The organism is Pseudomonas sp. PVC-3-1 (assembly GCF_057444315.1).
This window is the reverse complement of the sequence record NZ_CM172023.1, coordinates 1,883,018-1,894,860: the sequence shown is the minus strand read 5'-3', so window position 1 is coordinate 1,894,860 and position 11,843 is coordinate 1,883,018. Positions and strand designations below refer to the sequence as shown.

Genomic DNA, 11,843 nt, shown 5'->3' with positions numbered 1-11,843 from the left:
AGTTGACCCTGCACGGCAAAAGCCGGTTCCAGCGGTCAAGTCTTGCGCGGCAGTGCGCCACTACCATCGAGGCTCAGGTATCCGTCCCCGCCCTTGCGGCTTGCCCCTTTCGGCTCACTCCCTGAGAGAAGAGGAACAACAACAATGAGCGCATCACATCTCAAACCGACGCTTGGCACCCTGCACCTCTGGGGACTCGCCGTGGGCCTGGTGATCTCCGGCGAGTACTTCGGCTGGAGCTACGGCTGGGCCGCCGCCGGCACCCTGGGCTTTCTCGTCACCACGCTGATCGTTGCGGTGATGTACACCTGCTTCATCTTCAGCTACACCGAACTGACCACCGCCATCCCCCACGCCGGCGGGCCCTTCGCCTACAGCCTGCGGGCCTTCGGCAAGACCGGCGGGATGATCGCCGGCATCGCCACGCTGATCGAGTTCGTCTTCGCCCCGCCGGCCATCGCCATGGCCATCGGCGCCTACCTCAACGTGCAGTTCCCCGGCCTCGATCCGAAGTGGGCGGCCACCGGCGCCTATGTGATCTTCATGACGCTGAACATCCTCGGCGTGAGCATCGCTGCCACCTTCGAGCTGGTGGTAACCGTGCTCGCGGTGGCCGAATTGCTGGTGTTCATGGGCGTGGTCGCACCGGGCTTCAGCTTCAGCAACTTCGTACTCAACGGCTGGGCCGGCTCGGACGTATTCGGCTCCACCGCCATGGCCGGCATCTTCGCCGCCATCCCGTTCGCCATCTGGTTCTTCCTCGCCATCGAGGGCGCGGCCATGGCGGCCGAAGAAGCGAAAGACCCGAAACGCACCATCCCGCGTGCCTACATCGCCGGCATCCTGACTCTGGTGACGCTGGCCATCGGCGTGATGATCTTCGCCGGCGGCGTGGGCGACTGGCGCGCGCTGTCGAACATCAACGACCCGCTGCCGCAGGCCATGAAGGCCGTGGTCGGCAACAATTCCACCTGGATGCACACGCTGGTGTGGATCGGCCTGTTCGGCCTGGTGGCGAGCTTCCACGGCATCATCCTGGGCTACTCGCGGCAGTTCTTCGCCCTGGCCCGCGCGGGCTTCCTGCCGCGCAGCCTGGCCAAGCTGTCGCGCTTCCAGACCCCGCATCGCGCCATCCTCGCCGGCGGCGCCGTGGGCATCGCGGCGATCTTCAGCGACGGCCTGATCAGCCTGCAGGGCATGACCCTGACCGCGGCAATGATCACCATGAGCGTATTCGGCGCCATCGTCATGTACATCATGAGCATGTTCAGCCTGTTCAAGCTGCGCCGCAGCGAGCCGGACCTGGAGCGCAGCTTCCGCGCGCCGGGCTACCCGCTGGTGCCGGCCATCGCACTGGTCCTGGCGCTGGTCTGCCTGGCCGCCATGCTCTGGTTCAACAGCGTCATCGCCTCGGTATTCCTGGTGCTGATGATCGGCGGCTGCTCCTGCTGCAGCATCGTCATCAGCCTGAATCGCGGTACCGATGCGTCGTTCGCCAGTCAGGGTTGAGGAGTAGCGCCATGGCCGTATTCGTTCACAGCGTCGGTGGCCAGACCTGGCGCTTCGACAGCCTGCGCGAGGTGATGGCCAAGGCCAGCCCGGCGCGCTCCGGTGATCGCCTCGCCGGGGTCGCCGCCGGCAGCGACGCCGAGCGCGTCGCTGCGCAGATGGCGCTGGCCGACATCCCGCTCAAGCGCTTCCTCGATGAGGCGCTGATCCCCTACGAGAGCGACGAGGTTACCCGGCTGATTATCGACACCCATGACCGCCAGGCCTTCGCCCCGGTCAGCCACCTCACGGTGGGTGGCCTGCGCGACTGGCTGCTCGGCGATGCGGCCGACGAAACCAGCCTGCGCGCCCTGGCGCCGGGGCTGACGCCGGAGATGGCAGCCGCGGTATCGAAGATCATGCGCGTACAGGACCTGGTCCTGGTGGCGCAGAAAATCCGCGTGGTCACCCGCTTCCGCAACACCATGGGTTTGCGCGGGCGAATGTCCACGCGCCTGCAACCCAACCACCCCACGGACGACCCGGCGGGCATCGCCGCCAGCGTGCTCGATGGCCTGCTCTACGGCAACGGCGACGCCATGCTCGGCATCAACCCGGCCACCGACAGCCTGCAATCGATCTGCACCCTGCTGGAGATGCTCGACGCGATCATCCAGCGCTATGAGATTCCCACCCAGTCCTGCGTGCTCACCCACGTCACCAGTTCCATCGAGGCGATCAACCGGGGCGCGCCGCTGGACCTGGTGTTCCAGTCCATCGCCGGTACCGAAGCAGCCAACGCCAGCTTCGGCGTCACACTGTCGATCCTCAAGGAGGGCTACGAGGCCGGGCTCTCGCAGAAGCGCGGCACCCTGGGCGACAACCTGATGTACTTCGAAACCGGCCAGGGCAGCGCACTGTCGGCCAACGCCCACCACGGCGTGGACCAGCAGACCTGCGAGACCCGCGCCTACGCCGTGGCGCGGCACTTCAAGCCGTTCCTGGTGAACACCGTGGTCGGCTTCATCGGCCCGGAGTACCTGTACAACGGCAAGCAGATCATCCGCGCGGGCCTGGAAGATCACTTCTGCGCCAAGCTGCTCGGCGTGCCCATGGGTTGCGACATCTGCTACACCAACCACGCCGAGGCCGACCAGGACGACATGGACATGCTCCTGACCCTGCTGGGCGTAGCCGGCATCAACTTCATCATGGGCATCCCCGGCTCCGACGACGTGATGCTCAACTACCAGACCACCTCCTTCCACGACGCGCTCTACGCGCGCCAGACGCTCGGACTGCGCCCCGCGCCGGAGTTCGAGGCGTGGCTGGAACGCATGGAAATCCTCCGCCAGCAGGACGGCCGCGTGCACATGGCCGGCCAGCTTCCCGGCGCCTTCCGCCATGCGCTCGCGCAACTGTCCTGAGTGGAGGAGTTTTCGATGAGCGACAGCTTTACCCCCAACCCCTGGCAGGAACTGCGCCGCCTGACCTCCGCGCGCATCGCACTGGGCCGCGCCGGCACCAGCCTGCCGACCGGTGCACAACTGGACTTCCAGTTCGCCCACGCCCAGGCGCGCGACGCCGTGCACCTGCCCTTCGACCGCGACGGCCTCGCCGCGCAATTGGCCGAACGCGGTCGCGACACCCTGTTGCTGCACAGCGCCGCCACCGACCGTGATACCTACCTGCAACGCCCCGATCTCGGCCGCCGCCTGAACCAAGAGTCGGTAGAGATTCTGCGCCGACATGCCGACCGCCAACCGCAGGGCTACGACCTCGCCGTGGTGATCGCCGACGGTCTTTCCTCACTGGCAGTGCAGCGCCACAGCCTGCCCTTTCTCCAACGCATGGAGGAACAGGCGCGCAACGAGGGCTGGAGCCTGTCGCCGATTGCACTGGTGCAACAGGGCCGCGTCGCCGTCGCCGACGAGGTGGCCGAGTTACTGCGGGCGAAGATGGTGGTGATCCTGATCGGCGAGCGTCCCGGTCTGTCCTCACCCGACAGCCTGGGCCTGTACTTCACCTGGGCGCCGAAGGTCGGCCTGAACGACGCCTACCGCAACTGCATCTCCAACGTGCGGCTGGAAGGCCTGAGCTATGGGCTCGCCACTCACCGCCTGCTCTACCTGATGCGCGAAGCCTGCCGGCGGCAGTTGTCGGGGGTGAACCTGAAGGACGAGGCGGAACTCCCCGCATTGGAGGGCGAGAGCGCCGGCGGGACCGGCAACTTTCTTATCGGTGGCTGAGTCATCAGCAAGCTGAGCCGTGCCGGCCTGCTTCGCCCGCAGCGTGAACGCGACCACATGCCGCGCAGCGGGCCGCCGTCTTTAAGAATCGTCTTAAATCACCCCCGCCACCCGTCGCGATAAAAACCACGCCATCAAGGACCGTGCCTGGCGCACGAAAGGAAGCGCCAGCGCATGGCGCTTCATGACGATGGCGAGACGATGGATTCACCCAACACTCAGTTGCATGCTCGTGTCAGCCCCCAGCCTGTTCAGCGTGGCTTCACCCTGATCGAAGCGATGGTGACCATCGCGATCCTGGCGATCCTGCTGGGCATCGCGGTGCCTTCCTTCGACCTGCTGATCAATCGCAATCGCGCGCAGAGCACCGGCAAGCAATTGGTCGCGGTGCTGCAGTACGCCCGCGCCCAGGCGCAGATCGGGCACCAGCCGGTGCGGGTGACGCCGCAGAGCAGCGGCGACTGGACCTCGGAGCTGAGCGTCGGTCGACTGCGCGGCGGCGACCTGCAGGGCCATCGAGAGATAGAGTTGCGCAGGACCCGGCTCGACGAATCCGGAAAGGTACTCGTTACCCAGAAGCCGGCCGCTCCGCTGGAGTTCGACGGCAACGGCATCGCTACCGGCAGCGGCAACTTTCCGCAGGTCTTCACCCTCACTGCCGGCAGCTACTCGAGCAAGGTCTGCCTGCAGCGTGGCGGAGCGGTGAGCCCATGCGACTGACGGGCCGATCCCACGCAGCCCAGCGGGGCTTCTATCTGATCGAGATCATGGTGGCGGTAATGCTCACCAGCGTCGCCCTGCTCGGCCTGCTGGCCCTGCAGAGCCGCAGCATCGCCTATAGCCACGACAGCCAGCAGCGGCAGAACGCCCTCCTGCTGGCAGCGGACCTCGCCCGCAGCATCCAGGCCAATCGCGAGGCGCAGGTCAGCAAGGGCAAGCTCCGTACCGACGCGGCCTACCTGGTCCCGGCCGGCAGCAGCTTTCCCAGCATCGGCAGCGGCCAGAGCTGCGCCACCAGCGGCCTGGGCAAGGCTGATCGAGCCCGGCGCGAACTGGCCTGCTGGGTCGAACAGCTGCGCCTGAAGCTCAACACCGACGATGCGCTGCTGAGCGATTCCACCTTCATCTGCCCCAGCAGTGACGGCAAGTCCTGCGACGCCGCTTCGCGCCAGCCGCTGCTGCTGATCCAGCTGGCCTGGCACAGCCGCAACTGCCAGGCCGGCAGCCCGACCACCGCGGACGATGACGACGCAGCCTGCCTTTCCGCCAGCGATGCCGGCGGCGTCGAACGCTACCGACTGAGTTTCCAGCCATGAGCCGGCATCGCCAGACCGGCCTGTCACTGATCGAGCTGATGGTCGCCATTGCGCTGGGCGTCATGGTGCTGCTGGGCGTGCTGCAGATCTACCTGTCGGGCAGCGACCACGCCGCCTTCAACCATGCCCAGCAGCAGAACCAGGCCAATGCCCGTTTCATCCTCGACCTGCTGCAGCGCGAGAGCGGGCATGCCGGCTACAGCGCCTGGGTGCGCCACGCCACCAATGCCGACGACCAGCAGTACGACTTCGTCATCGACCGCGAAGGCCCCTTTCCGGCCCTGACCGACGCGTCCACCGGCTGCATCTTCGGCGCCGGCAAGGTTGCCAGCCTGGATGCCGGTGGCCGCGGCCTGTGCCTGCGCTACCAGCGCCCTCAGCGCAGCGATGCACAGGTGCATCAGGATTGCACCGGCGCCTCGCTCTACAGCGATGACGACACGGGCAATCCGCAGGTATTGGTCAGCCACCTGCGCCTGGTCGACGACGAGCTGCTGTGCAAGACCAACAACGCCTTGTCCGCCGGCGAGGTCGCCCTTGCCAGCGGCATCCACGACCTCATGTTCGCAGTCGGCTCGACCAACCAGCTCCGCGCCGGCCTGGTGCTCACCTCGACCCGTGCATTGCTGCCCGAAAACTGCACTTACCAGGATCCGCTGAACCTCGCGACGACGAAGAGCACCGGCGCGCGCGGCCTGTGCAGCGCCTTCACGCAGACGCTCTACCTGAGGAGTCAGCCATGAACCGGCAACGTGGCCAAACCCTGCTCATCGCCCTGCTCATGCTGCTGGCGCTGAGCATCCTGACCCTGGGCAACCTGCGCAGCGGCTTGCTGCTGGACAACAGCCTGGCCGAGTCAAGGGACTACCAGGCGGCGCTGGGCGGCGCCGAATCAGCGATCAGCGAAGCGCTGGACCGGACCCGCTACAGCCCGACGATGGCCGTGGGCGAGGCCGACACCTGCATCAGCACCGCGCGGAGCCAGCAACAGATACTGCTGTGCGACCGACTCTGGCTCGAACCAGACATTGCTGCCAGCAGCGCACTGCTGACACGGGCGCGCACTTATCGAGGCAACGACCTGGCCACCCCCGACCAATTGGCGGAACTGAGCAGCGCGCCGCGCTGGTACGTCGCCGCGCAATGCGAGAGCCGCTCCTCCAGCGCCATGGCCGACTGCCTGGCGGGCAACGGCACCTTGCTGCTGCAGATGAATGCCCTGTCCACCGGCATCACCGACCAGGCCCTGGTCCGACTACAGGAGTACGCCCGTGTCCAGCGCTGACCCGTTCCGCTCGCCGCCCCATCTCGCCGCGTTGGCCGGCCTGGCGATTCTGCTCACCGGCACGGGTGCGCAAGCCGCAGCCCCGAGCCAGGCGCCGCTGTTCCTGGTGGAGGGCGTCTCGCCCAACCTGATCGTCACCCTCGACGACTCCGGCAGCATGACCAGCGCCTACACCCCGGATGGCATGAGTTCCTACAGCATCGCCAACCGTTCCACCGCCTACAACCCGATGTACTACAACCCCGACATCACCTACGAGGCGCCGTGGAAGGTCACCTTCAACGGCGGCCGGATCGTCAGCGAGCGCTACGTCACCAACTTCGACAAGGCCTACTACGATGGCTTTCTCACCAACCAGACCGGCACCGTCGACCTGAACCGCAATACCGGTAACGGCTACAGCCAGAACGCGACCCAGGCGGTCAACAGCACCGACAGCTACCAGCGCTACGCCCACTACTACCAGTTCAACGCGTCCTGCCCGCATGCGCGCAATGTGGCCACCAGCAGCCTCAGTGCCGTGCAGAACTGCGCGGCGGACTCGTCATTCACCAGCGCCAACGCCTGCACCCGCACCTGCTTCACCCCGCACTGGGTCAGCACGGCGGTAGAAAAGCAGAACTACGCCAACTGGTTTTCCTTCTACCGTACCCGCCAGCTCGCCACGCGCACCGCCGCCAACCTGGCGCTGTTCGACCTGCCCGAGCACATCCGGGTGACCTGGCAGGCGCTGAACAGCTGCTACAACACCAACTTCAACATGAGCTCCACGGCCTGCGGCAACCAGACCCTCGCGACCTTCGCCGGCCAGCACAAGGCGGACTTCTTCAACTTCACCAGCCGCCTCGCAGCCAGTGGCGGCACGCCCCTAGGAACGGCGCAGAACCGGGTCAACAACTACCTGAGCAACACCACCGCCTATAACCCCTATGCTCGCGCGCCGGGCAGCCCCCGCGACGTAAAGACCGAGTACGCCTGCCGGCCCAGCTACCACCTGCTGATGACCGATGGCTTCGGCGATGGCTCCGGCGGCAGCAACGCCGACGGCACCGCGAGAACCCTGCCCGACGGCACCGCCTTCGCCGCGACGGCGCCCTATCAGGACAAATGGTCGAACACCCTCGCCGACAACATCTTCCTCGGCTGGGCCACCGATGCCCGTACCGACCTGGAAAACAAGGTTCCGCCGCGCTTTCGCGACGGCAACGACTACTGGAACCCGAAGAACGACCCGGCCACCTGGCAGCACATCACCACCTACACCGTAGGCCTGGGACTCGGCCCGACCCTGAAGTACCTGAAGTGGGATGGCGACACCTATTCCGGTTCCTATCCGCAACTGCTCGATGGCACCCGGAGCTGGCCAAACCCGAGCGCCAGCACCAGCCTCAACGGCATGACCGTCACCGCCAACGAAGGCAAGGTGGCTGCGCTCTGGCACGGAGCCCTCAACTCCCGCGGCGAATTCTTCAGCGCCGACTCCACCAGCGAACTGGTTAAGGCCTTCCAGGCCATCGTCAGCAGCATCTCCAGCAACCAGCTGGCGGTGGCCGCCGCCGGCGCCAGCTCCACCTCGCTGAGCACCGACACCCACCTCTATCGCGCCAGCTACCAACCCACCGACTGGAGCGGCGACATCCTGCAGTACCGCCTGGACGCCCAGGGCAATGCCCAGGCGAACTCCTCGCTGTCGTTCCGCAACCAGCTCAACCAGCGCTCACCGACCAGCCGCAGCATCTACACCAATACCGCGCCGGACAGTGCCAAGGGCCACCTGCAGGCCTTCACCTGGGGCAACCTGGCGGCCCAGCAACAACAACTGCTCAACCGCGCTCCGGGTACCCAGCGTGAGGACCACCTGGGAGAGAAGCGCGTCGCCTGGCTGCGCGGTGAGCGCAGTGACGAAGGCGACACCTTCCGCGCCCGCAACCATCTGCTGGGCGACATCATCTACTCCTCGCCCGTGGTCGTCGGTCCGCCGTCCGCCGTCACCTACTACCTGGAGAAAGCCTCCGGTGCGACCGGCTACGACGCCTTCCGACTGGCCAACGCCAATCGCGAAAGTCGCCTCTACGTCGGCGCCAACGACGGCATGCTGCACGCCTTCGACGAGACCGGCCGGGAACGCTGGGCCTTCATTCCCGCCGCCGTATTCGGGCAGCTCAACTTCCTCTCCGACACCCGCTACGCCGCGCGCTCGGAAGAGGAAAACACCAACAGCCTGCACCGTTTCTATGTCGACGGCAGCGCGGTCACCCGTGACGTGCATTTCGATGGCAGCTGGCACACCGTGCTGGTCATGCCGCCCGGGCGCGGTGGGCGCGGCCTGTTCGCGCTGGACATCACCAACGCCGACCAGCCCCGCCTGCTCTGGGAATACGCAGGCAGCGCCAGCAGCGAGAACGGCAAGGACATCGAGTTCGGCTACGTGCTCGACCGGCCGGTGATCACGATCTCCGACGGCGTTGCCTATGTGCTCACCGGCAACGGGTACGACACCGCCAAGGGCTACGCGCTGTCGATCCGCCTGGAGGACGGGCGCATCAGCGCCGCCAGCCAGTCCGCCGCTGGCGACGGCGAAATCGGCAGCACGGTCGCCTGGACCCGCGCAGACAGTCCCGGCGAACTCGCCCAGCGCTACTACGGCAGCCTGCAGGGCCAGCTCTACCGGCAGGCCGGTCTCGACGTCGCCTCCAGCGTGCTCTCCAGCGTCCCTGCCAGCCGCAACCAGCCGCTGAGCGCCGCCGGCGAGGTCACCCAGCATCCACGCGGCGGGCAGTTGGTGATCGCCGGTACCGGCAAGTACTTCGAGGGGGGCGACAAGGAAGGCGCCATCAGCCGCCAGTCCCTTTACGGCTTCTGGGACCAGACCGACTACCTCGCCCACGTCGACGGAGCCGGCGCGCCTGCCGCACTGAGCAAACTCTCTGATCTGCAGGCCCAGACGCTGACCCTGGAAACCGTCACCCACAGCGCCGGCACCAGCGAGGTCCGCCAGTTGAGCAGCACCCCTGTGGCCTGGGACAGCAGTGGCAAACGCGGCATCGGAATCCGTGGCTGGTACTTCGACCTGGCCGATGGCGAGAGGGTCCTCGACCAGCCCTTCATGCTCGGCGACGTGCTGTTCGTCACCGTCGGCCAACCCAACGCCGACCCCTGCAGCGCGGGCATCACCTACTGGCTGCTGGCAGTGAACCCGAAGACCGGCGGCGCGCTGGACTTCAACGTGTTCGACCTGGTGGGCGACGGCTCCTTCAGCGAGACCGCCAGCGGCATGCGCATCGACGGACCGGTGACCCGCATCGGCGACAGCCTCTACACACCGGATGGAAACCGCCTCCCCGTGCAACTGTTCAACCCGGTGAACCAGGGCCGCTTCAACTGGCGGATCATGAACTACAACCTGCCCGTGAGTTACCCATGAGAGCCCTGCCTTCGGTATCCGCGCCACACACCATCAAAGCTGGCGGATTCACTCTGGTCGAACTGATGGTGGTGGTTTCCATCCTGGCCCTGCTCGCCGGTATCGCCATTCCCAGCTACCGCCAGTTCATCCTGCGTGCCAACCGCAGCGAGGCGCAGACCCTCCTGCGCGATGCCGCGACCCAACAGGAGCGCTACCTGGCGCAATACAGCAAGTACACCGACGACCCTACGAAGCTGGCGTTTACCTACCCGCTCACGGCGGATGGCAAGCGTCTCTCGACGCACCAACTGTACGAGCTGGCCGCCGAACATCCCGACGGCGATACACGCCGTTACCGGCTGACCGCCCAGCGCAGGGGCGCCCAGTTGCGCGACCTGGACTGCGGCGACTTCACCCTGGACGAGCGCGGCACCCGTAGCGTCAGCGTGGGAAGCGTCGACAGTTGCTGGCGTTGATCAAACGCTCGCTTGGATTGCGCTTTCCACAATTTCTGGTGCAGCATCGGACCAATGGCTATTCGCTGGCATAGCCCCTGCATTGCCATACCAGCCCATTCACCTCCCGCCGAGGCCCGCTTATGCGCATCGTGCAAGCCACGCTCGACCACCTCGATCTGCTCGCTCCGTTGTTCGTCAAATACCGCGAGTTCTACGGCATGCTCCCCTACCCCGAGTCCTCGCGAAAATTCCTCGAGAAGCGCCTGCGCCGCAAGGAATCGGTGATCTACCTGGCCCTGCCGGATGACGATGACAGCAAGCTGCTGGGTTTCTGCCAGCTCTACCCGAGCTTCTCCTCGCTGTCGCTCAAGCGCGTGTGGATTCTCAACGATATCTACGTCGCCGAAGAGGCGCGCCGCCAGCTGGTCGCCGACCACCTGCTGCAGACCGCCCGGCAGATGGCCCGCGAGACCCAGGCCGTACGCATGCGCGTGTCCACCAGCGTCAACAACGAAGTGGCGCAGAAGGTCTACGAGTCCATCGGCTTCCGCGAGGACAGCGAGTTCAAGAACTACATCCTGCCGATCAGCGACGATCTGAACTGACGATCTGAATTGAGGTGCGGAGCGGCCCGCTGGCATCGGCGGGCCCGGAGTATTAGAGTGCCAGTATCGGAATTGCCGCGGCCTCCGCATGAAGGGATCCCATGCGTATTTCCCTGCTTGTTCTGCGCACCGCCTGTCTCTGTCTCGCGCTGCTGGGCGCCACCGCCCAGGCCCAGACTCTGCGAGTCGCCACCCTGGAGTGGGCGCCTTACGTCGGTAGCGACCTGCCGGGCAACGGGTTGGCCAGCCGCATCCTCAACGAAGCACTGGCGCTCAACGGCGACAAGGCCGAACTGGTCTTCCTGCCCTGGCAACGCGCCCTCAACGAAGCCCGCGAAGGCCGCTTCGACGCGTTGATGCCGGCCTACCTGTCGGCGGACCGCCGGGAAGACTTCTACACCTCGATGCCGCTGCTGGACTCCCAGCTGGGCTTCTTCCGTCGCCGTGACCGTGCCCTGCCGATCGACCCGCGCAACCTCGACAGCCTGCGCCCATATCGCATCGGCGTAGTGCGCGGCTACGTCAACCAGAGCGCCTTCGACGCCGCCGACTTCCTCAACAAGGACGTAGTCAGCAGCGACTGGCAGAACCTGGAGAAACTCCTGCGCGGACGCATCGACCTGGCCGTGGTGGACCGCTACACCGGCTACCAGTTGCTCAGCCAGAACGCCCCGGCGCTGCGCGAACAACTGGAGTTCATCGACCCGCCGCTGGAGGTCAAGCCGCTCTACGTGCTGGTGCCGAAGAAGCGTGCCGAAGGCGAAGCCCTGGCCGCCAGCCTCGACCGCGGCCTGCGCACCCTGCGCCGAAGCGGCCGCCTGCAGCAGCTGATCGCCGAAGCCCACCTGGAATCCGCCATGAACACCCGTGAAGTGGCCGCCCACCCACTGGCCGAGCAACTTCCGCAAGCCGGCGGACAGCACGGGGCCGCACTGATACCCAGAACGACAACCACTCTATTGAGCTGGCAAGCAAGCCTGCTCTGAGACGCCGCGCCCCTCTGCGTCGTGCATTTGTCACAAGGCATTGCCGCGCT

At 66.2% G+C, this 11,843-nt stretch carries 11 protein-coding genes; all 11 read left to right on the top strand.

Translation table 11 applies throughout. The features are described from left to right. Positions 1–144 precede the first annotated feature (144 nt). The 11 genes from eat to AC2T4A_RS08705 all read left to right on the top strand — a co-directional run bounded on the left by eat (position 145) and on the right by AC2T4A_RS08705 (position 11,793). The gene (eat, locus tag AC2T4A_RS08755) at positions 145–1,509 is read left to right on the top strand and encodes an ethanolamine permease (RefSeq protein ID WP_486743116.1); all 1,365 of its coding nucleotides are present in this window, start codon (positions 145–147) and stop codon (positions 1,507–1,509) included. 11 nt (positions 1,510–1,520) lie between these two features. Next, positions 1,521–2,915, top strand: a complete 1,395-nt coding sequence (locus AC2T4A_RS08750; RefSeq protein WP_486743115.1) for an ethanolamine ammonia-lyase subunit EutB — start codon at positions 1,521–1,523, stop codon at positions 2,913–2,915. A 15-nt stretch (positions 2,916–2,930) separates the two neighbouring features. Continuing rightward, positions 2,931–3,737 carry an ethanolamine ammonia-lyase subunit EutC gene (gene eutC, locus AC2T4A_RS08745; RefSeq protein ID WP_486743114.1) on the top strand — a complete coding sequence of 269 codons (807 nt, stop codon included), beginning with the start codon at positions 2,931–2,933 and terminating at the stop codon, positions 3,735–3,737. Positions 3,738–3,911: 174 nt separating this feature from the next. Beyond that, positions 3,912–4,457, top strand: a complete 546-nt coding sequence (locus AC2T4A_RS08740) for a GspH/FimT family pseudopilin (RefSeq protein WP_416750187.1) — start codon at positions 3,912–3,914, stop codon at positions 4,455–4,457. Beyond that, positions 4,448–5,053, top strand: a complete 606-nt coding sequence (gene pilV, locus AC2T4A_RS08735) for a type IV pilus modification protein PilV (RefSeq protein WP_486743113.1) — start codon at positions 4,448–4,450, stop codon at positions 5,051–5,053. Before AC2T4A_RS08740 ends, pilV begins: the two co-directional genes overlap by 10 nt. Then, a complete protein-coding gene (locus AC2T4A_RS08730) occupies positions 5,050–5,796 on the top strand; it encodes a PilW family protein (protein WP_486743112.1) in 747 nt (248 codons plus the stop codon). The genes pilV and AC2T4A_RS08730 overlap by 4 nt, the downstream gene beginning before the upstream one ends. Continuing rightward, a complete protein-coding gene (locus AC2T4A_RS08725; RefSeq protein ID WP_416750193.1) occupies positions 5,793–6,338 on the top strand; it encodes a hypothetical protein in 546 nt (181 codons plus the stop codon). Before AC2T4A_RS08730 ends, AC2T4A_RS08725 begins: the two co-directional genes overlap by 4 nt. Then, complete coding sequence (locus AC2T4A_RS08720; RefSeq protein WP_486743111.1) at positions 6,325–9,762, top strand: pilus assembly protein; 3,438 nt, start codon at positions 6,325–6,327, stop codon at positions 9,760–9,762. Before AC2T4A_RS08725 ends, AC2T4A_RS08720 begins: the two co-directional genes overlap by 14 nt. Then, entirely contained in the window at positions 9,759–10,220 is a 462-nt protein-coding gene (locus AC2T4A_RS08715) for a type IV pilin protein (RefSeq protein WP_486743110.1), read from the top strand. The genes AC2T4A_RS08720 and AC2T4A_RS08715 overlap by 4 nt, the downstream gene beginning before the upstream one ends. A 122-nt stretch (positions 10,221–10,342) precedes the next feature. Continuing rightward, positions 10,343–10,807 (top strand): GNAT family N-acetyltransferase, encoded by a 465-nt coding sequence (locus AC2T4A_RS08710; RefSeq protein ID WP_413351040.1) that lies wholly within the window; start codon positions 10,343–10,345, stop codon positions 10,805–10,807. Positions 10,808–10,908: 101 nt separating this feature from the next. Then, a complete protein-coding gene (locus AC2T4A_RS08705; protein ID WP_486743109.1) occupies positions 10,909–11,793 on the top strand; it encodes a substrate-binding periplasmic protein in 885 nt (294 codons plus the stop codon). Positions 11,794–11,843: the final 50 nt, after the last annotated feature.